Origin of the sequence: Flavivirga algicola, assembly GCF_012910715.1 — a bacterium.
In the GTDB taxonomy this organism is placed as follows: domain Bacteria; phylum Bacteroidota; class Bacteroidia; order Flavobacteriales; family Flavobacteriaceae; genus Flavivirga; species Flavivirga algicola.
The window spans coordinates 105,681-127,184 of the sequence record NZ_JABBHF010000011.1; the positions used below are offsets into that span (position 1 = coordinate 105,681).

General features: G+C 33.7%; 16 protein-coding genes. 4 read left to right on the forward strand and 12 right to left on the reverse strand.

What is annotated here, in order from left to right; translation table 11 throughout:
• Nucleotides 1–99: 99 nt before the first annotated feature.
• From atpG to HHX25_RS17445, 12 genes are all read right to left on the reverse strand, one after another.
• Nucleotides 100–960, reverse strand: a complete 861-nt coding sequence (gene atpG / locus HHX25_RS17390; protein ID WP_169676132.1) for an ATP synthase F1 subunit gamma — start codon at nt 958–960, stop codon at nt 100–102.
• A gap of 110 nt (nt 961–1,070) precedes the next feature.
• Nucleotides 1,071–2,651: a F0F1 ATP synthase subunit alpha gene (gene atpA, locus HHX25_RS17395; RefSeq protein WP_169676133.1), complete on the reverse strand. Its 1,581-nt coding sequence runs from the start codon at nt 2,649–2,651 to the stop codon at nt 1,071–1,073.
• 42 nt (nt 2,652–2,693) lie between these two features.
• Nucleotides 2,694–3,230: an ATP synthase F1 subunit delta gene (atpH, locus tag HHX25_RS17400; RefSeq protein ID WP_169676134.1), complete on the reverse strand. Its 537-nt coding sequence runs from the start codon at nt 3,228–3,230 to the stop codon at nt 2,694–2,696.
• Nucleotides 3,230–3,736, reverse strand: coding sequence for a F0F1 ATP synthase subunit B (locus HHX25_RS17405; protein WP_169676135.1), 507 nt, complete (start codon nt 3,734–3,736; stop codon nt 3,230–3,232). The genes atpH and HHX25_RS17405 overlap by 1 nt, the downstream gene beginning before the upstream one ends.
• A gap of 91 nt (nt 3,737–3,827) precedes the next feature.
• Nucleotides 3,828–4,019: an ATP synthase F0 subunit C gene (gene atpE / locus HHX25_RS17410; RefSeq protein WP_076698954.1), complete on the reverse strand. Its 192-nt coding sequence runs from the start codon at nt 4,017–4,019 to the stop codon at nt 3,828–3,830.
• A gap of 67 nt (nt 4,020–4,086) precedes the next feature.
• On the reverse strand, nt 4,087–5,172 hold the full coding sequence (atpB, locus tag HHX25_RS17415) for a F0F1 ATP synthase subunit A (protein ID WP_169676136.1): 1,086 nt from the start codon (nt 5,170–5,172) through the stop codon (nt 4,087–4,089).
• 502 nt (nt 5,173–5,674) lie between these two features.
• Nucleotides 5,675–5,920 carry an AtpZ/AtpI family protein gene (locus HHX25_RS17420; protein WP_317169106.1) on the reverse strand — a complete coding sequence of 82 codons (246 nt, stop codon included), beginning with the start codon at nt 5,918–5,920 and terminating at the stop codon, nt 5,675–5,677.
• Nucleotides 5,865–6,311 (reverse strand): bactofilin family protein, encoded by a 447-nt coding sequence (locus HHX25_RS17425; protein ID WP_169676138.1) that lies wholly within the window; start codon nt 6,309–6,311, stop codon nt 5,865–5,867. Before HHX25_RS17425 ends, HHX25_RS17420 begins: the two co-directional genes overlap by 56 nt.
• A gap of 12 nt (nt 6,312–6,323) precedes the next feature.
• A complete protein-coding gene (gene porW, locus HHX25_RS17430) occupies nt 6,324–8,897 on the reverse strand; it encodes a type IX secretion system periplasmic lipoprotein PorW/SprE (protein WP_169676139.1) in 2,574 nt (857 codons plus the stop codon).
• A 364-nt stretch (nt 8,898–9,261) separates the two neighbouring features.
• Nucleotides 9,262–9,969, reverse strand: a complete 708-nt coding sequence (locus HHX25_RS17435) for an ABC transporter ATP-binding protein (protein WP_169676140.1) — start codon at nt 9,967–9,969, stop codon at nt 9,262–9,264.
• Between the two features lie 11 nt (nt 9,970–9,980).
• Nucleotides 9,981–11,462 carry a DUF5687 family protein gene (locus HHX25_RS17440; protein WP_317169107.1) on the reverse strand — a complete coding sequence of 494 codons (1,482 nt, stop codon included), beginning with the start codon at nt 11,460–11,462 and terminating at the stop codon, nt 9,981–9,983.
• A gap of 7 nt (nt 11,463–11,469) precedes the next feature.
• Nucleotides 11,470–11,871: a DUF2059 domain-containing protein gene (locus HHX25_RS17445; RefSeq protein ID WP_169676141.1), complete on the reverse strand. Its 402-nt coding sequence runs from the start codon at nt 11,869–11,871 to the stop codon at nt 11,470–11,472.
• 137 nt (nt 11,872–12,008) lie between these two features.
• Here HHX25_RS17445 and HHX25_RS17450 point away from each other — a divergent pair, with 137 nt between their 5' ends.
• From HHX25_RS17450 to HHX25_RS17465, 4 genes are all read left to right on the forward strand, one after another.
• Nucleotides 12,009–13,064: a ferredoxin--NADP reductase gene (locus tag HHX25_RS17450; protein WP_169676142.1), complete on the forward strand. Its 1,056-nt coding sequence runs from the start codon at nt 12,009–12,011 to the stop codon at nt 13,062–13,064.
• Between the two features lie 320 nt (nt 13,065–13,384).
• Nucleotides 13,385–16,477, forward strand: a complete 3,093-nt coding sequence (locus HHX25_RS17455; RefSeq protein WP_169676144.1) for a SusC/RagA family TonB-linked outer membrane protein — start codon at nt 13,385–13,387, stop codon at nt 16,475–16,477.
• Nucleotides 16,478–16,495: 18 nt separating this feature from the next.
• The gene (locus HHX25_RS17460) at nt 16,496–18,064 is read left to right on the forward strand and encodes a RagB/SusD family nutrient uptake outer membrane protein (protein WP_169676146.1); all 1,569 of its coding nucleotides are present in this window, start codon (nt 16,496–16,498) and stop codon (nt 18,062–18,064) included.
• Nucleotides 18,065–18,137: 73 nt separating this feature from the next.
• Nucleotides 18,138–21,449 (forward strand): VCBS repeat-containing protein, encoded by a 3,312-nt coding sequence (locus tag HHX25_RS17465; RefSeq protein ID WP_169676148.1) that lies wholly within the window; start codon nt 18,138–18,140, stop codon nt 21,447–21,449.
• Nucleotides 21,450–21,504 lie beyond the last annotated feature (55 nt).

Sequence of the window (21,504 nt, forward strand, 5' to 3'; positions counted from 1 at the left end):
TTCAACGCTTCCGATCTTTTTGAACATTTGACTCGCTACGCTTCGTCTAATTGTTCAACGCTTCCGATCTTTTTGAACATTTGACTCGCTACGCTTCGTCTAATTGTTCAACGCTTCCGCCCCACCAACAATTTCTAAGATTTCATTGGTAATAGCAGCTTGACGTGCTTTATTATAAGTTAATTTAAGTTGATCTCTTAACTCAGTAGCATTATCTGTTGCTTTGTGCATGGCTGTCATACGTGCTCCATGTTCACTTGCAAAAGAATCCCTAACACCTTTATACAATTGTGTTTTTAACGACTTAGGTATTAATTCCTCTACAATTTGTACTTTAGATGGCTCGAAAATGTAATCTGCACTATTATTAGCACCTCCTTCAACGGGAACAATTGGTAAAAACTGTTCTGTCATTATAATTTGAGTTGCTGCATTTTTAAATTTGTTATAAACGATTTCAATTTTATCAAACTCGCCTGAAACAAATTTATCCATGAGTAATTCAGCAATGGTGGCAACGTTATCAAACGTTAAATCATCAAAAACGTCACTCTTATTAGCAATCACTCTATTTTGTTTAGCAAAAGTATCATTCGCTTTCTTTCCTATTGCCACAACCGATACATTTTTATCTGCATAAGTCGCATCAATTAGATGCTGTGTTTGTTTAATAATATTCGAATTAAAAGCACCACACAAACCTCTATTAGAAGTGATAGGTACTATTAACACGTTTTTTACTTCACGTTGTGTTGCATACTTGCTTCCAGAATCTGCATCTAAAGTCGCACTTAAACTTTGCAAAAGCTCGGTTAACTTATCTGCATAAGGACGCATAGCGGTAATAGCATCTTGTGCCTTCTTTAACTTTGCAGCAGACACCATTTTCATGGCACTGGTAATCTGCATGGTTGAAGATACCGATGATATTCTGTTACGTATTTCTTTTAAGTTTGCCATTCTATTTCTGTCATTCCGCACTTCATGCGAAATCTAATTTAATTGAACTTCAAAACACGAGATTCCTACCCTTCACTTAGACTTTACTCTGTGAAACGCAGGAATGACAATTAAGCTGTATATTTTCCTGATAAATCTTTTGCTACAGCTGTTAATGTATCTGTAACCTCATCAGTTAACTTTCCTGCTTTTAATGTACCAAGTACATCTGCATGTTTTGCTCTTAAGAATTCTATGAAATCTCTTTCAAATTCTTTTACTTTCTCAACAGGAACATCTTTTAACAAGTTTTTAGATCCTGCATAAATAATAGCAATTTGGTCTTCTACGGTAAATGGATCGTTTTGAGCCTGTTTTAAAATCTCAACGTTACGTTTACCTTTTTCAATTACATTTAAAGTAACAGCATCTAAATCTGATCCGAACTTAGCAAATGCTTCCAATTCACGGAATTGTGCTTGATCTAATTTTAAAGTACCAGATACTTTTTTCATTGATTTAATCTGAGCATTACCACCAACACGAGATACCGAAATACCTACGTTAATTGCTGGACGCACACCAGAGTTAAATAAATCTCCATCTAAGAAAATCTGTCCATCTGTAATAGAAATTACGTTTGTTGGAATATATGCTGATACGTCACCTGCTTGTGTTTCAATAATTGGCAAAGCTGTTAAAGACCCTCCTCCTTTCACTAATGGTTTTAATGAATCAGGAAGGTCGTTCATATCTTTAGCAATGCTATCATCATTAATAACTTTTGCAGAACGTTCTAATAATCTTGAGTGAAGGTAGAAAACGTCACCTGGATACGCCTCACGTCCTGGTGGACGACGTAATAATAACGAAACCTCACGGTATGCAACTGCTTGCTTTGATAAATCATCATAGATAATCAAAGCTGGACGACCAGTATCTCTAAAATATTCACCAATTGCAGCACCCGCCATAGGAGCGTATACTTGCATTGGAGCTGGATCTGACGCATTTGCTGCTACAATAGTTGTATAAGCAAGGGCACCTCTATCTTCTAATGTTTTTGCAATATTTGCTACTGTAGATGCTTTTTGGCCTACAGCAACATATATACAATATACAGGCTCACCTGCATCGTAAAATTCTTTTTGATTTAAGATGGTATCAATACAAACCGTTGTTTTACCTGTTTGACGGTCACCAATAACCAATTCACGTTGCCCACGACCTACAGGAATCATCGCATCAATAGATTTAATACCTGTTTGTAATGGTTCTGTTACTGGCTCACGGAAAACAACACCTGGCGCTTTACGCTCTAAAGGCATCTCGTAAGTGTCTCCAGTGATTGGACCTTTACCATCAATAGGGTTACCTAAAGTATCTACAACACGTCCAACAATACCTTCACCTACATTAATAGAAGCAATACGTCCAGTACGCTTTACAGTAGATCCTTCTCTAACACCTGTAGAAGCACCTAATAATACGATACCTACATTATCTTCCTCAAGGTTAAGTACAATACCTTCTAATCCACCTTCGAATTCTACTAACTCACCATATTGAGCGTTAGCCAATCCGTAAGCACGTACAATACCATCACCTACTGTTAATACTGTTCCAACCTCATCTAACGAAGCTCCTGCTTCAAAACCTGAAAGTTGCTGTTTTAAGATTGCTGATATTTCAGCTGGTTTTACTTCTGCCATCTTATTGTTTATTTCGACCCTTCGACTACGCTCAGGGCAAGTTTAATTTAATGTAAATTCTCTTTTTAATTTGTTTAGTTGATTTGCAATACTTGCGTTGTATTGTATATCTCCTATACGTAAAATGAAACCACCTAAAATGCTTTCATCTATAATATTTTCTACTTCAACATTTTTACCTGTAAGCTCTTTTGCTTTAGCCAAGACCTTTTTCTTTAAATCTGCTGTTAAAGCAATTGCTGTTGTAACTGTTGCTAATTCTATACCTTTTGATTCGTCAAAAAGCTGGTTGTATTTTAAAGCAACCTGCCCTAAAATATCAATTCTATTGTTGTTAACTAAAGTATCTACTAAGCTTAATGTTGTTTTATCTGATTTTTTAAAAATCTCTAATAAAACAGCTTTTTTTACTGAAGAACTAATTACAGGACTTTGAAGTGTTTCACTTAAGTCTTTACTTTCTGCAATCGTATCAGCAATTAACTTCATATCATTATTCACAGCTTCAGCTGATTTTTGATCTGATGCCAAGCTTAATACTGCTTTTGCGTAACGTATTGCTGCTCTTGCTCCTGCCATTATGCTTCTGTTAATGATTTTTCACCCAACATTGTTTCAACCAATTTTAATTGTTTGTCTTTGTTAGATAATTCATCACGTACTACTTTCTCAGCAATATCCAAAGATAAACCTGCTACGTGATTTTTAAGCTCGGCCATCGCTGCTTTCTTTTCACTTTCAATGGCTGCTTGTGCTTGTTGAATTAACTTATTAGCTTGTTCTTGGGCTTCACCTTTAGCATCTTCTATCATTTTATTTTTGATATCACGTGCTTCTTTCAACATGGTCTCACGCTCAGCTCTAGCCTCTTTTAATAATTTTTGATTATCAGCTTGAAGGTTTTCCATTTCTAATTTTGCTTTTTCAGCAGAATCTAATGCATTTTTTATACCTTCTTCTCTATCATTAACCGAATCTAAAATTGGTTTCCAAGCAAACTTTTTTAACAAAAGTATTAAAGCTACGAAAAGTACAGCTTGCCAAAAAAACAGTCCTAAAGAAAACCCTCCTAATAATTCTTCCATAATAATTTATATTTCTAAAATAACTTCTGTTTAATTTTTAAAGAACAGCTATAACCAACCGTTATAGCTGCTTCTTTACTTTGTTTGGTTATTATACTGCAAATAAAGCAGCAAATCCAATACCTTCAATTAAGGCTGCTGCAATAAGCATAGCCGTTTGAATTTTTCCTGTAGCTTCTGGTTGACGTGCAATTGCTTCCATAGCTGAACCACCAATCTTACCGATTCCGATCCCTGCTCCAATTACTACTAAACCTGCTCCTACGATAGCTGGAATTTCCATAATATATATAATTAAAAATTAAACATTCATTTTTACTTCGGTTACGCTTGGCAACCTATTAATTTACTTAATGATGGTCATGTTCTTCAACCGCCATACCAAAATACAATGCCGATAACACTGTAAAAATATAAGCTTGTAAAGCCGCAACCAGCAATTCTAAAATCCCCAGTACAAAGGCTAACAAAAATGATAAAGAACTACCTAACCAATTGTTGAATACAAACATCATCCCAATAATACTCATCAATACGATGTGTCCCGCAGTAATGTTCGCATACAAACGAATCATTAGTGCGAAAGGCTTGATAAAGGTTCCCAATAATTCAATTGGCGCTAATATTATTTTCATTGGAACTGGTACTCCTGGCATCCAGAAGATGTGTTTCCAGTAATTTTTATTTCCTGAAAATGTTGTAATCAAATAAGTAATAATTGCTAAACAAAATGTTACGGCTATATTGTTTGTAACATTCATTCCTATTGGAGTTAATCCAAAAAGGTTAACGATCCATACAAAAAAGAACACGGTTAGCAAATAACTCATATATCTTTTATAATGTTTCTTACCAATATTAGGGATTGCTATTTCATCTCTCACATATAACACAATAGGCTCTAAGAAACGCCCCATACCTTTTGGCATACCGCCATTCTTTTTATAAGCACTGGCCATTCTCTTAAACATAAAAAACATAATCAAGAACACCATCATGATCATTGTTACGTTTTTAGTAATTGAAAAATCCAAAGGCTTTTCGTTGGTAGCATGGTGATGATCATCCTCAATGATTTGTCCATCAGCGCCATCAACTTTATAAATTTTTGAATGATGTACTTTATAGAAACTTCCATCAACCTCGGCAACGGTTTCTCCATGGTGGAATTTTGATGAAGAAAACACTTTTAAACCATTATCCCATAAAATAACTGGCAATGGAAATCCAAAATGTTTATGCTCTCCAGTTTCAGTTGTGTACGAAAACAAACTAAAATCGTAAGAATCCTGTAAATGGTGTTGAATATATTCTTTTATTTCAGTCTTTTGATCGGTTTTCTGTTCACCGTGACCTTCTTGTTCTTTACCAAAAGAAACGAAGGTTACTAAAAGAAGTAATAATGTAATCGGTTTTAAAGATATTTTTCTTCGCATATCACTCTAAATAATAGTGGCTTAAAAATCGCTGCAAAGGTATGTTTTTATATCAAAAACAAAAACAATTTTGCTTTTTATTTTAAAGGATTGCTTTAATGAAAAAATTAAGAGACTTATTCCAGTTTATTTAGCCATTTGCTTAAACTAACAGATTCTATAACTAAACCAAAAACATAGGGTACAAAAAAAGCAGCAAACTCTAGTTTAGTAATGCTATTATCCTGTTTATAAAAAGGGTAGAACACTATGAAGAAGACGGCAAACTTTAAAAAACTACCTGCTAAAAACAAAAAACCCAACTGACTTTTGTATTTTTTTTTGAGTAGATAGAGCACGCCGAAAATAACAACTACTAAAATGAAATTTATGACGTAAGATAGTACGATTCTATTTTCGAAAAGTGGAAAATCAAAAATATCCAATATGCTTATATGGGCGCAAAAAGCTACAACTAAAACAATAAAAGTCTTTACTGTAAAATTAAAAAAAGGATTATTCATCAATATTTAATTCGATTGACTTGTTTAAGAACGGCATATAACGAAATAGCAACTCCTAAAAGTGTCATAATTATAATGTATCGTTTTTCGCCGTCATTATAATTAGTATCCAACCACTTACCTAGAAGCACAAACAAGTAAATAGTAACTCCCATTTGCAGCCCTATTCCCGTAAGAATTGCAGCGTTTTTAAGCTGTTTTTTCGGCTTCTGGTCTTTTTTGTTGTCCTTGTTGCTGTTGCCCACCTTTATTCATTTCTTTAACGGTCCCTTTCATAACACAGGTTACATTAAATGTAGCACCAGGCTCAACAGCTAATTTGCCAACAACAACTTCACCTTCAATAAACGCCGATGTCTTTAATGTTAGTGTGCCTGAAAGTGCTAATTTTCCTGAAAATTTCCCTTCAAAATAGGCATCTGTACCATGTAAAGTTCCTTTAATGAAACCCGTTTTACCAACAACTACTTTTCCTGAAGTTTTAATATTTCCTTCTATAATGCCATCGATTCTAAAATCGCCTTCACTATTAAAGTCACCAACCATTTTGGTGCCTTGTGATACAATGTTTTGACTTGGTTTTCCCTCTACCATTTGTTTTTCTTTTTTATTATCTTTTTTATTATCGGAGAACATAATGCTATTAATTTAATTGTTATCTGTACTTAAATAAGCATCTAAGTTTTTGTGGATTTGCACAATTTGATAATTTGCCGATGCTATTGCAAAATATGGTTCTTTAATTTTGTTTTTATCTTCTTCAATCACTAATTGGTCGAATGCTTTTGCCACTTGTGCATTTTTTAACCCATGAACAATAACAAGCATTGTATTTGGATTATACACATCGACAGAAGACTTTAAATCATAATACCTTATATTTTTTAAAACTTCATCTAGAGTCTCTCGAAAGCTAGAAATCTGCTCCATTTCTGGATTTTCAAACTTAAAAATAATTTTATAATTATTCGTTATACTATCGTTATCTTCAACAAAATCTTTATTGATTAGTTTAGGCAATATATTGGTTTCAATATTCTGAGCTTGTATCCCTTCTTGTGTATTTGCATAAGTAATGGCCACATAATTGACTGCTTTTTTATAAGCATCGTACCCATGTAACCTTCCTATGGCTGTCGCTTTTAACAGCTCGAATTTTGACACAATAGCCTCTCCATCAAATACATTTATATAATTTTCACTTTTAGAAATCACATCGTCGAATTCCTGATTTTCATACTGTTCATAAAGGGCTTCGTATATACTTTCTGGACTATTCTCATCACGTTCTGATGCCAATTCTGGACTGCTTAAAATAGTGGCATATCTAGAATCTGGATAATTTTTAATAATCTCATTTTTAGCAATAATTGCTTCGTCATTTTCACCTAAAATCTCATAGATTTTATATAGATTGTATTTAGATGGCAATATTAAACGCTCTTCTGGGTTACTTTTTAGTAAATTTTGGAATTTGCCTTTTGCCAGCTCATATTCCTTGAACTTCTCCTTATAAATTAGTCCTAGCTGATAATAAGCATAGTTGCGCTCTTTAGAAATGCTATCAATTTCTTTTTCCTCGGAAGGAATTTTAGATATATAAAACTGAGGGTCGAATAATTCTTCTTTTGTTGCAGAAGCTAAAATATCATTGTCATTTACATCGCTGCTAATGCTTCCTGATTTTAATTTACTGGACCATCTCCAATCATCTTCTAAACTTCTATCTCCCCAAATTTTTATAAATTCATTTTTCCCATAGGCTACTGTTGTAGGGTTGTAAAAGTAAAACACGTTTGCTTGATTAGGTGTACCTCCTTGAGGATTTAGACCTCCTCCTATTTGATTATTAACTGTTACCAAACCCGTATTACGTTGGGCAGCTTCTTCCCTTTTCTTTTGCTCCTCTTCTTCCTTTGCCTGAATTTTTAGCTCTTCAATTAACGATTCAAAATAAGCCAATCTATCTACTTCAGATAAATTCACAAGCCTTAAAATACTATCATTAACTTGTGCTATGGCTTCATAATAAATAACATCTTCCAGATTATCTCGTTTGCGTTTAATAACACGATATGGCTTCGAGTTTAAAACCAAATTCCCTAAAGTACTATCATAATATTTGCCTGCATCCTTATAAATCGATTTGTCAAAATTCATATCACCAAGAATTTCGTAATTCCTAGCTTTTAAAAGTTTATCGTTGGAATTGGTACGTAGTGATTTATTATAATAGGCTATTGCTAAACTATCTGATTGATTGTTTAAATGATATTCTGCTATTTGATGATAAATTTTATCTAAAAAGGGTCTGTTTTCTCTATTTTCCTGAAGTTCTGTTAGCAATTCTGTTAACTCTAATTTATTACCATTCTCATAATCGAAATTTTTAATTTTTTCGATATGAGCACTTATCATATATATCCTAGGTGTTTTACGGTTAAGCTCTATGACCTTATCAAACACCCAATTAGCACTGTCTTTTTTACCTAGTTTATTATATAATTGTCCTTGTATAAAACGATAGCGTCCACGCTCATCATTACTCTTAGTTGCATTAGATGCTATTTCTAATTGCGTAATGGCACTATCAACAGATTTTGTATTTAAATATGCTTGCGCCAACATGGATGTGGCATCTGCTAAATCTTGACCTTCTAAATCTTCTTGATATAAAAGGCGTTTCAAATTCTTAATAGCTAAATCGTCATTGTTTAAGCGAATATTTGTTTTTTCACGCCAAACCTTTGCTTGGTTTATCTTATCACTTGCTGGATATTTGTAAAGTATATAATTAAACGCTTCCAGAGCTGGTATGAAACGCTGATCGAAATATCTGGATTTCCCCAATAACAGATAAGCTTCATCCATTTGTGGGTTTTTCTCTTTCCCATCAATATTCATACTGTGTTTCTGAATCGCTTTAACAGCTTTTTCTTCTGCTCTGGTAAAATCTTCGTTTTTAGATTGCCCAGGAAGTACAACTTCATCGAATATTTGCATGCGCTCTATAGGAAGCACATCCCAATAATTATCGGTATAACTCTTATTAAGATTTTCCCTGCCTTGCTCTAAAGCATTGTAACCATTATAAAGGGTATTAAATTCTGCCGTGATTGCATGGAAATTTCTGGTAATAAATTTATCCTTTTTTCTGGAGCAACTTACAACCAATAACGTAGTACATATAATGAATAATATTGCTTTAGAAGGTCTTTTCAATGCTGGTATTTTTCTAAATAAATAACTACAAACTCTTACATATATTATGTAAGCAGGTAAAAATAAGCATCTTTTTTGATTAACCTAAAAAATCGGGTGACTTTTGAACTATAAAAACAACTCTCCAAGTTATGTTATTAAAAATAGAGGAATTCAGGAATATTTTATATAAAATGGGCCGTTCTCGCAAAGGCGTTAAGACACGAATAAAAAAACAGAACTTCAAGCACCAGAACCACTTATTGAATACTGAGCACTACTTACTGCCAATTGATTATAACTACCAAGACAGGAAGCAAAAAACAAAAATTTAAGTAATCAGAACTGCCTACCGAACATGGTCTACTACCTAACTGAAAACCAACTACTCAACACTTGTTTCTGCAAAATGCGTTTCAAGTTCTTTTAATGTCGCTTCACTTGTTTTTAGGTCTTTTACTACTTTGCCTTTTTCAAGTACAACAATACGTTCGCAAACATCGGTAACATGCATTAAATCATGACTGGAAATTAAAACAGTAGTCCTCTGTTTTTCTGCCAAATCTTTAATAATCCTTTTAAGACGAATTTGGGTAGTTGGATCTAAGTTTGCAAAAGGCTCATCTAAAATAATAACTTCTGGGTTTCCTATTAAAGCAGCCACAATGCCTACTTTTTTTTGATTTCCTTTGCTTAAATCCCTCAAATATTTTTTTTGCCCTAATATCTCACCATGAAAAAAGTCTTCAAACTGTCCTACCAATTTATCTATATCTGCTTTATTTTGATCCCGTAATTCGCCAATAAAATAAAAGTACTCTTCGGCTGTTAGATAACCTATTAAAAAGCTTTCATCAATAAATGCAGACGTAAATGGTTTCCAATCTTCACTTTTATTAACTTGGATCTCATTATTTATTATATGACCTGTTGTGGGCTCTATTAAATCTAGTAGCAAACTAAAATACGTGGTTTTACCTGCACCGTTATTTCCTACTAAACCAAAACTTTGGCCTTTAGGGATTTCTAACGATTCTATACTTAATACTTGAGTTCCGCTATATTTCTTTGATAAATTATTTGTTGTAATCATAATGAATAAAGTTAATTGTCTTGATCGAAAGCATCAATCATTTTATATTTTGAATCTAAGTACTTACCTGTAATAAATAACATTATTTTTTGATGAAACACAACTCCCAATACTCCCATAACCATAATTATTAAACAAGAAGCCTCAAACCCCGTTAAAAAATAGAATCCGGTAAATATACCCATTGGCAAAAGCAATAACGGAATACCAATAAGCCATTGTACAGCCCCTGTACCCTGATAATTAAAAGCTGCTTTTTGATCTAAATTTATCTTTTTCCTATTATAAGAACCTCCCCATAATATCACATGGGTATTTACTCCAATATTATAAATTGCAGCAGCAAAATGAGCAAATAACACCTTCCAACCAAAATAAACATAAGGAATACCTAGTACAAACAAAATTATCACACTAAATGTCATTAAAGTAAATTTAGATTTCAAGTATTTCTCATATTTAATATTCTGACTCATTAATAGTTTGTAATAACTGCTATCCCATGCAGGGACAAACTGCCCAAAATTCATTAAAAAGATACCTGTAGAAAAAACACCAACAAAAATGTAAAATGGCGTTTTACCACTCATACCTGGGTTTGTATAAATGAATAAGCCATACAACAACCCCAAAACCATGATCCATACTGTAGATTTAGTTCTTTTATTTCTCCAAATTAGTTTTATATCTAATCGCATAAAGGGTCCAACCTCTCCAAAGTTTTTTGTCCATTCTAAATCTGATGTGTTAACCGCTTCTGCTTTGTTTTTAAGTGTGCCATCTAAAAATAATTTTTTTCGTAATATTTTAAAATTAACCAGATATATTATTATAAGAATAAGAATTGGAGCTATAATAAAAATTGGAGACTTATAAATTGCATTGACCCCATCACTAATTATCTCACCAAAAGAAATAATATTAAAATGATTTAATCCAAATAAAATCCCTGATAAGGCTACTAAAGGCAAAAACGATAAATCTGCCTTAGAGGAAAAACTTTCAATAATATAATTTAAAAAGTTATTAATCTGGGTTATTATAGCTAATGCCAACATCCATACTAAAACGGAATTCACTGGATAATCTTTAGTAATTAAAGTAACCCCAAAAGGAATAATTAAAAAAAGCGGTAAAAAATTAAAGAAAGAAAGTGATGATTTCCTCAATACATAATTTACAACTTTACTCCTCTTGATTGGTAATACTAACAGTGGTTTCACACTCATTACTGGTAGTTTTTGAAAGAAAAAACGAAAAATTAAATCTCCTAAAACCCAATAAAACAGAAAACTATTAACTAAAAGCAAAGGGTCTTTATCTGGGAAAATTTTTTTTAACCCAGGATATAAAATCATGCCAGCTCCTAAAAATGTTAGAAGCAACCATAAGCCAAGAAAACCCATAAATATTTTAACACCAATGCTTTTTCCCAGATTTGGAGCTCTAAAAGCCGATTTCCACTCTAAATTTATAAAATGCTTAACCATCATATTAAGGTTAGTTATATTTCTGAGCAATGCCCTGTACTTCCATGCCCCAAGACTGCCCAAACATCATTGCTTTTTGTGTTAAATCCAATTGTTTTTCTGCCAGTTTTTTACCTAAATCTGTATTATAAAAAGCAACTAACGCCTCAATCTCATCTTGAGTAAATTCAGCCATATAAAGATTGGCTATTTTAGTATATAACGCATCTAAAGTTCCATTAGCCTCTTTCGTATAAGCTTCTTTATTAGTTTCGGAAACCCCAGATCCAATCTGCGCAATGGCACTTTCAAAAGCTGCTCCAGCACCTGTAAGTTTTATAAATTCAACCGTTACATTTTTAAATTCGGTATTGTCTTGAGCTTTAACAGTGATTGTTAGCATAAACAAACATACTAATAGAATTTTTTTCATTTTTAAGGTTTTTTATTGGTTAATAGTTAAATTCAAGTTTATAGAATTCTATGTATCAGTATAAATTTTAATAGAATTGTTACAGTCAAAGTTAAAATTTGCAGATCTACTTTACTATTTTTGTCAAAAATTTACACATGTCATCATTTCATAAGCTTGTAGTTGCTGCAATACAAAGGGAAACCAACGAATCTATTAGTATTACTTTTGATATTCCTGAAAATTTAAAAGATACATTTGTTTTTAAAGCAGGGCAATATATAACTCTAAAAACTGTAATTAAAGGCAATGAGGTGAGAAGAGATTATTCTTTGTGTGTATCTCCAAAAAGCGGTGAATTAAAAGTAGCCGTTAAAGCTGTAAAAGATGGCACTTTTTCATCTTACGCAAACAATCAATTGCAAGTTGGAGATACTTTGGATGTAGCGCCTCCAAAAGGACGCTTTGTTTTTGAACCCAACGACTCCAAGACAAAAAACATAGCTGCATTTGCTGCAGGAAGTGGCATTACTCCCGTTTTAAGTATTATAAAATGTGCCTTAGAAGAAGAGGTATATAGTAAAGTTATTTTGGTTTATGGCAATAAAACAACCAAAGATACGATGTTTTTAAACGAACTTCTAGAACTTCAACATGACTATAAAGACCGTTTTTCTATCCAGTTTGTATTTAGCCAACAAGAGGAAGAAGATTCTATTTTTGGCCGCATTGAAAAGAGTACTGTTAATTATGTTATGAAAAACAAGCATAAACATATAGAAGTTGATGCTTTTTATCTTTGTGGGCCAGAAGCCATGATCCATACTGTGAAAGATGTTTTAACAGAACACGGTATTGATGAAAACCGTATTCATTTTGAACTTTTTAAAGCAGCAAAGCCTGCTGAAATAAAAGAGGAAGCTGTCTCAAACGGCAAAACCAACATCACGGTTATTGTAGATGATGAAGCATCTACATTTGAAATGTCTCAAAAGCAAACCATTCTTGAGGCTGCTTTAGATGAGGATCTTGATGCTCCCTATTCTTGCCAAGGTGGTATTTGCAGCAGTTGCCTGGCTAGAATAAAAGAAGGCGAAGCTACCATGAGGCAAAATAATATTTTAACTGAAAATGAAATTGCTGAAGGATTGATATTGACATGTCAAGCCCACCCTACCACGCCTTCTCTTATTGTCGATTATGATGATGTTTAAATTCATATAAATCACCCCTTTAAATAAGATTATTTGTAAATTCAAATACGGAGAATCGAGCTTTATTTTACCGTAGAAACTTCTACGTATTTATCTCCTATCACTACAATAAATGATCATTTGGACTAAATGATCTTACGCACAAAAAATTATTAACTTATTAAAAATAAGAACTTTACATTGTTTTTGTTTTTTGATCATGTGAGCTTTTTACTACATATGTTTTGACATCTAGTTCTAAGGTTTTGTACATATGGAACATGGTTCAGGTCATTGTTTAGGTAATTTTCATAACTAATTAAAATTAAACTTAAACGTGTATGAAATTACTAAAATTACTCAGACAAAAATGCCAACATCGCATTTTCATGTTAACCATGGTTTGGTTAGCAGGAATAGCAATAGGGCATTCCCAAAACTCAACAATTACCGGTACAGTTACAGATGAATCTGGACAGCCTCTTGCGGGCGCCAACATCTTAATTAAAGGGACTAGTGTTGGTGCCCAAACCGATTTTGATGGGCTATTTTCTATTTCTGCTTCAAGTAGCGAAACACTTGTTGTAAGCTACTTAGGATTTGTTACCCAAGAAATCCCAATAAATGGAAGAACTTCCATCACGATCTCTTTGGCTGAAGATGCCAGTCAATTAGACGAAGTTGTGATTGTTGGATATGGAGCCCAAAAGAAATCAGATCTTACAGGAGCTGTTTCAACAGTAAGCAGCAAGGATATTGAAAAATATACTTTTACAGATCCTGCCCAAGCTTTACAAGGTAAAATGGCTGGTGTAAACGTACAATCTCAAGGCGGTTCACCTGGTGCTACTTCAATAATTACAATTAGAGGAGCTGGTACTCTTGGAGATTCAAGTCCGCTTTTTGTAATAGATGGTGTTATTACTGGTAATATGAATTCGATTAACCCAGCAGATATAGAATCAATATCTGTATTAAAGGATGCTTCTTCTACAGCTATTTATGGTTCTAGAGCTGCAAATGGTGTTATTATAGTAACGACTAAAAGAGGAAAAAAGGGTCAATTGAGCATTGATTTAGATACTAGTTATGGTTTTAACCAAGTAATCAATGAACTTAATTGGGCTAATGCGAGACAATATGCAGATATTGTAAATCGTGCAGATGATAACGATGGTAACAGTCGATCTCCAGCAAATGACACTCAATTTAACCCTAATAATACAAGTGATTTGTACAAAGAATCTCTTAGGACTTCTAGTGTTAAAAATACCAACCTTAGACTTTCGGGAGGTGGTGAACACACATTATATAGCTTATCCTTGAACCATTTCGATAATGAAGGTGTAGTAAAGTTTTCCGATTTTAAAAGAACTACGGTAAGAGCTACTGGGTCTTTCACAAAAAACAGGTTCCGTTTGGAAAATACTATCGGATTAACAAGAACTGTTAATAACCCAAATAATTTTTTCAATAAGGAAAGAAATTTAATTCCAACAATACGTCTAAAAGATGATAATGGAGATTGGAGTTCTTCTGACCTACCAGATGGTGAGGCTTTGGGTGCCTTCTATGGGCCAGGAACTATAATCAATGAACTTGGTATTGCTGCTCTACAAGACAGAACTGTTACCAGAAATACCATTTTAGGAAATATTGCTGCTTCTTATGAAATTATTGACGGACTGACCTATAAGTTAAGTCTGGGGCTTGAATCTTTTGCAGATAATAATTACGAATTTACCCCAGAAGATCAGATTTTTAAAGATTCAAATATTAAACAGTTTTCAGAATTAAGAGAAAGAAATACCAATTTCTTGTCAACTTTAATAGAGCATACATTAAATTATAAGAAAACTTTTGGTAAGCACACTATAGATGCTCTAGCAGGTTTTACCGAACAAGAAAATAATACTAGACAATTAGGTGTAGTTGCGAGAAGATTCCCTTCAAATAATATTCGTGTAGCATCTGCAGCAGAAGAATTGCAGGAAGCTCCATCATTCGACAGAACTTCAACGATTCAATCTTATTTTGGAAGATTGAACTATTCTTTCGATGACAGATATCTTTTAACTGCTACGGTTCGTCGAGATGGTTCATCACTTTTTAGAGAAGACTTAAGGTGGGGAACATTCCCTTCTATGGCACTTGCTTGGAATCTTAGTAATGAAGGGTTCATGGAAAATTTTGATGCTATAACAAATATTAAACTTAGAGCTAGTTATGGAGAAATTGGCTCCAACAATGTAGACATTTATTCTACAGATCCAGAACTTAATTTATTTAGTGAGTACGTTTTAGGCACAGGTGATCAAGCTAGGGTTACAGGGTATTCCATTACAAAAGGTGTAAATCCATCCATTTTTTGGGAAACTACAAAAACAACCGATATAGGTCTTGATTTTAATGCTCTAAACAATAAACTAAGCATTACAATGGATTATTTCATTAAGGAGTCAGAAGACATTCTCATTCCTATCCAACTCCCTTTATATACAGGGTTTACAAACGCTATTCCTTTTAACACTGCCAATGTTGAAAATAAAGGTTTTGAGTTCGTAGCAAGCTATTCTGATCAACTAAGTGATGATTTTTCTTTTAATATCTCTGCAAATTTTTCAACATTAGACAATAAGGTAACAGATTTAGGTGGATCCTCACCTATTCTTCAAGGTTCATTTACCTCAAATACTATAAACAGTACAAAAACGGATGTTGGACAACCTATCGGTTCTTTCTTTGGTTATGTAGTTGAGGGTATTTACCAAACAGATGCAGAAGCTACTGCAGCCAATGATGGCCCAGGTAGCCCGGTTGCTGGTGATTTAAGATTTAAAGACTTAGACGGTGATGGTGATATTGATGCTGATGACCAAACCTACCTTGGCAGCCCTATTCCAACGTTCGAATATGGATTCAGTATTGGCGCTAATTACAAACAATTTGATTTAAACCTGTTTTTCAATGGTGTTTCTGGAAATTCTATACTAAACGGTACTAAATACAGAGGCTATTTTGATAATGAAGGTAATTATTTTGCAGATGCTTTAAATGCATGGACACCTACAAATACTAATACTAATATTCCAAGAAACACAAAATCAGACAATGGTCGAAATAAAAGAATGTCTGACTTTTATATAGAAAATGGCGCATATTTTAGATTAAGAAATGCACAAATAGGATATAATTTTTCTAATACCATTTTAGATAAACTAAACCTAAACAAGTTGCGATTATACGTTTCTGCAACTAATTTATTTACCATTACGGGATACGAAGGATACTATCCAGAAGTAGGTAGAAATGGCAGAGGAGGAAATAGTAGTGAGGCTGGTAGAGTTGGTAGTAAAATATTTAACGCTGGTGTAGATGAAGGTACTTACCCTACACCAAGAACCTACCAACTTGGATTACAAGTTTCTTTTTAAACTAAAAAAATTAGAAAAATGAAAAACATGAAAAAATCTTTAAAAGTCATTTTATCATTATTATTTATTTGCATATTTAATGTGAATTGTGGTGATGATATTTTAGATCAAACGAACCCAAATGCATTGACGCCAGAATCTTTCTGGAAAACTGGTGAAGATGCAAAGAAAGGTATATTTGGAGCCTACAGCCCTCTTACCAATATTTTATATTACTCACGATTTGAAATTTTCTTATCAGATTATAGAGATGACGTAATAAATGGTTTTGGTACTTCCGATAGAACACAAGTTAGTTATTTTAACACAGACCCTGCAGGCAACCCAGTTAAATGGGTATGGCAAGCTATGTATCAAGGCGTTACCAGAGCTAATGAAGTGCTATTTAGGGTTCCTAGTATCGAAGACCCAACTTTTAGTGAGCAAGATAAAAACAATATTCTTGGAGAAGCTCATTTTTTAAGAGCATTCAATTATTTTAATTTGTTGAATAATTGGAGAAATATTCCGTTACTAGAAATTCCATTTACAGAAATAGAAGATCCATTATCTATAGTACAAGCCGCACCAGAAGAAGTTTGGGCATTAATCGAATCAGATTTAAAAAATGCACAATCTTTGCTTCCAGATTCTTGGCCTGCAGATGAAACAGGAAGAGCTACAGCTGGAGCAGCTACTGGTTATTTAGGAAAAGCACTTTTATATCAAAACAAGTATGCTGAAGCTAAAGCCGAGTTTGCTAAAATAATGGGCGGCAGCTATCAATTAATGGATAATTATGCACATAATTTTACTGAAGAATTTGAAAATAATGCCGAATCATTATTTGAGGTTCAACTAATTGCCGATGGTAACGGTGGTTGGGGTGGTGACGCTCCAGGGAGAGGAAAAGGTTCTGGATATCAACCAGATTTAGCTCCAGCAGGTTTTACAAATCAAGATGGTATGGAAGTCAACCAATGGGCTTTAGATTTATTCTTGAGTGAAAGAACAATCAATAACGAAATTGATCCAAGAACATTTGTAACTTTCTGCTTCAACACAACAGAAACTACTACATATGAAGGAGATGTTCTTTCTTCTAGAACCTATGGCAACCAAACTTACCAAGACGTATTTGGCGCTTCTGGAACTAGTATTTATGGAAATAAATATACCGATTGGGCTTTTAATGGGCTTTCTCAATCGCTAGCCGAAGGTTGGCATGGTGCTGGAAATAATTTAAGAATGTTACGTTATGCAGATGTTCTATTAATGTTTGCTGAAGCTGAATTTATGCTTAATGGTTCTACTACAGAGGCATTAAACGCTATAAACCAGGTTAGAGCAAGAGTAGACATGCCTGATTACGCAAGTATAACAATGCAGGATATTGAAAATGAAAGAATTAAAGAACTTACTTTTGAGCGTACAAGATATTTTGATTTGTTACGTTGGGGCAAAGTGGTTGACAGAATTGTAAACAACTCTGATTTTAAATCTAATAGTGCTGGAACGGGTGCTTATAAACCTGGAAGAGAATACATTGCTATTCCTCAAAATGAATTGGATCAAAACCCTAATTTAGTTCAAAATCCAGGGTATTAAAACTTTTTAAGTTAGTTTGTTTAAACGGTCGCCAATTCATAGCTTTGAATTGGTGACCATTTTTAAAATTTGTATGATTCAGCATTGGAAAAAAATCTTCTTTTTACTTGGTATTGTAGCTATCCTCTCTTCTTGCTCGAAAAAAAAAACTATCGAGTATAGTACCACTTTTTACCCTCTCAACATAGAGCATTCCCAAGTTCTTTTTTCCAATAATATTATTGAAAACGATACACTTAACTACTTTAACTTTCCTTTTCTTTATCTAGGTAGCGGAGTCTCATCGGGAGACATTAATAATGATGGACTACCAGACCTTTATTTTACAGGTAATTTAGTTCCAAACAAACTTTATTTAAACAAAGGAGGGCTTAAGTTCGAAGATATTACAGAATCTGCTGGCGTAAGCGGCGATTCAAGATGGTACTCAGGCACCACCATGGCAGATGTCAATAACGATGGGCTTTTAGATATTTATCTAAGTGTCTCAGGAAAATCTGGAAACAGTGCCAATCAGTTATTTATAAATAATGGTGACAACACATTTTCCGAACAAGCAGAATCATTTGGTATTGCCGACAAAAGCAAATCCATACAATCTACCTTTTTCGATTATAACAATGATGGGTTTTTAGACCTATTCGTTGCCAATTACCCTACGGTATTAGTTAGCATGGGTAACATGTATTATAAAAGTAAAATGGATAAAAACAGGTTTGAAGATTCTGGTCATTTATATAAAAATAATGGTAACGGAACATTTTCTGATGTAACAACCTCGGCAGGTGTACAGCGTTTTGGGCTTACTTTAGGCATTGTTGCTTCAGACTTCAATAATGATGGCCATAAGGATCTTTACCTTTCGAATGATTTTAACGTCCCCGATTACCTATATCTTAACAATGGGGATGGTACATTTAATGAAGTTTCTAATCAAGTTTCCAGGCACACCTCTATGTTTGGAATGGGTATAGATGCCTCAGATTTTAATAATGACGGCTTAACAGATCTGTTACAAGTAGATATGACTGCCGAAGATTATAGCCGATCTAAAACCAATATGGCTAGCATGAGACCCGAAACCTTTTATCAAGCCGTCGATTTAGGTTTTAACCATCAATATATGCAAAACTCCCTGCAACTAAATAATGGAACTAACAAAGAAAACCTTCCTATTTTAAGTGATATCTCAAGGTTTGCAGGAATGGCTACTACAGACTGGAGCTGGGGCGCCATATTTTCAGACTTTGATAATGATGGCTGGAAAGATGTATTTATTAGCAATGGTGTAAAACGTGATGTTAATAATAATGATGTTAATGCCGAATATAAAACGGAAAGACTTTTCGGGAATGAAAAAAAATTAGATTTTAAGCGATTACCGAGCACACCCATCTCAAATTATGCTTATAAAAATAATGGGGATTTCACATTTTCCAAAATTACACACGAATGGCAACTTGATGAAAAAGGGTTCTCAAATGGGTTTACTTCTGTTGATCTTGATAACGATGGCGACCTAGATCTTGTTATAAATAACATGGACAACCACGCATCAATCTACATCAATGACGCTCAAAAAACAAAAAACAATTATTTAAAAATTAAGCTTAATGGCACATCCAGCAACCCTTTTGGAATTGGAGCCAAAATTACAGTAAAAACCAAAAATATAGAACAAACCCAAGAACTCACTACCACTAGGGGTTATCAATCTAGTACAGAGCCTATCTTTCATTTTGGGGTTGGAGAATATAATATTATTGACGAATTAAAGATTACATGGCCAAACAGAAATGAGCAGGTTTTAAAAAATGTTAATGCAAATCAATTGATAAAAATTGAATTTAAAAATAGCCGCTCAACACAACAACCCTCAACTACAAAACATAGTTTTAAAGACATTACAGAAGCATCAGGTATTATATTTTGTCATAAAGAAAACGTCTACGATGACTTTAAATATGAACCCTTATTGCCCCATAAATATTCCACATCTGGTCCAGGCTTAACTGTAGGCGATGTAAATGCAGACGGATTAGAAGACTTTTTTATTGGTAATGCAGCTGGAAGCTCAGGCGCTTTATATATTCAAAATAAGGACGGTACATTCAAAACAATCGAAGGTCCTTGGAATTTGGACGCCCAATATGAAGACACAGGTGCTTTGTTATTTGATGCCGATAATGATAATGATTTAGATTTGTATGTGGTAAATGGCGGTAATGATAAAAACAAACCAAATACCGAATATCAAGACAGATTATATATAAATACCTCTAATGGTTTTATTAAAACAAATAACACCCTACCAGAAATTAAAGCGAGTGGTCAAAATGTAATATCTGGTGATTACGACAATGATGGTGATTTAGACTTATTTGTTGGAGGCAGAATTACACCTGGCAAATACCCATATCCAGCCCAAAGTTATATTTTAAGAAATGATGGAGGAAAAGACACTAATCTAAAATACACAAATGTAACTTTAGAGCTAGCTCCTAGTTTAAATGAAGCAGGTTTAGTAACTAGTGCCGTTTGGGATGATTATAATAATGATGGTAAATTAGATTTAATTATTACTGGTGAATGGATGCCTATACGATTCTTCAAAAACACAGGAACGACCTTTGAAGAAGAAACAGAAAAACTCGGTTTTAAAGAACACACAGGCTGGTGGTATAGCCTTGAAAAAATAGATATTGATAATGATGGTGATATGGATTATTTAGCTGGTAACTTGGGTCTGAATTACAAATATAAAGCAAGCAAAAAGGAACCTTTTGAGGTTTACGCAAATGATTTTGATGAAAACGGATCATCAGATATTGTTTTGAGCTACGAAAAGAATGGCAAAAAGCTACCTTTAAGAGGTAGAGAATGTTCTTCGCAACAAGTCCCAGCTATTAAAAAGAGGTTCAAAACTTTTGAGTCTTTTGCCAACGCAAATTTAATAGATATCTATGGAGAAGGTATGCTAGAAGGGTCACTAAATTATAAAGCTAACACATTTGCGCATCATGTAATAAAAAGTGATGGTCATGGCTCATTTAGCCTTCATAAATTACCCAATCGTTCCCAATTTTCATCAATAAATAAATTTGTTAACTTTGATTACAACGGTGACGAGTACCCCGATCTGTTAATTGGAGGTAACCTATATGGTGCAGAGGTAGAAACCCCACGGAACGATGCTAGCTTAACCGCTGTTATTCAAGGAAATGCTGACGGTTTTTCTGTTTTAAGTTCAGAAAGTACGGGGCTGTTTATTAATGGAGAAATTAAAGATATAAAACCAATCCTTTTAGGAAAAGACCACGCACCTGCATTTCTAATAGCTCCGAACAACAATGCCTTAAAACTATTAATTCTGAATAAAAATTAGCATTATCTAAGTGGTTATAAGAAACAGAAATACAACAGTTGAAATTACCTCCAGA

Excerpts from the sequence above, each read along its gene's own strand:
- HHX25_RS17465 (WP_169676148.1), top strand. The coding sequence starts at position 18,138 with ATGATTCAGCATTGGAAAAAAATCTTCTTTTTACTTGGTATTGTAGCT.
- HHX25_RS17435 (WP_169676140.1), bottom strand. The coding sequence starts at position 9,969 with ATGATTACAACAAATAATTTATCAAAGAAATATAGCGGAACTCAAGTA.
- HHX25_RS17460 (WP_169676146.1), top strand. The coding sequence starts at position 16,496 with ATGAAAAACATGAAAAAATCTTTAAAAGTCATTTTATCATTATTATTT.
- atpE (WP_076698954.1), bottom strand. The coding sequence starts at position 4,019 with ATGGAAATTCCAGCTATCGTAGGAGCAGGTTTAGTAGTAATTGGAGCA.
- HHX25_RS17450 (WP_169676142.1), top strand. The coding sequence starts at position 12,009 with ATGTCATCATTTCATAAGCTTGTAGTTGCTGCAATACAAAGGGAAACC.
- HHX25_RS17440 (WP_317169107.1), bottom strand. The coding sequence starts at position 11,462 with ATGATGGTTAAGCATTTTATAAATTTAGAGTGGAAATCGGCTTTTAGA.
- HHX25_RS17425 (WP_169676138.1), bottom strand. The coding sequence starts at position 6,311 with ATGTTCTCCGATAATAAAAAAGATAATAAAAAAGAAAAACAAATGGTA.
- HHX25_RS17445 (WP_169676141.1), bottom strand. The coding sequence starts at position 11,871 with ATGAAAAAAATTCTATTAGTATGTTTGTTTATGCTAACAATCACTGTT.
- atpH (WP_169676134.1), bottom strand. The coding sequence starts at position 3,230 with ATGGCAGGAGCAAGAGCAGCAATACGTTACGCAAAAGCAGTATTAAGC.
- atpG (WP_169676132.1), bottom strand. The coding sequence starts at position 960 with ATGGCAAACTTAAAAGAAATACGTAACAGAATATCATCGGTATCTTCA.
- atpB (WP_169676136.1), bottom strand. The coding sequence starts at position 5,172 with ATGCGAAGAAAAATATCTTTAAAACCGATTACATTATTACTTCTTTTA.
- HHX25_RS17455 (WP_169676144.1), top strand. The coding sequence starts at position 13,385 with ATGAAATTACTAAAATTACTCAGACAAAAATGCCAACATCGCATTTTC.
- HHX25_RS17405 (WP_169676135.1), bottom strand. The coding sequence starts at position 3,736 with ATGGAAGAATTATTAGGAGGGTTTTCTTTAGGACTGTTTTTTTGGCAA.
- atpA (WP_169676133.1), bottom strand. The coding sequence starts at position 2,651 with ATGGCAGAAGTAAAACCAGCTGAAATATCAGCAATCTTAAAACAGCAA.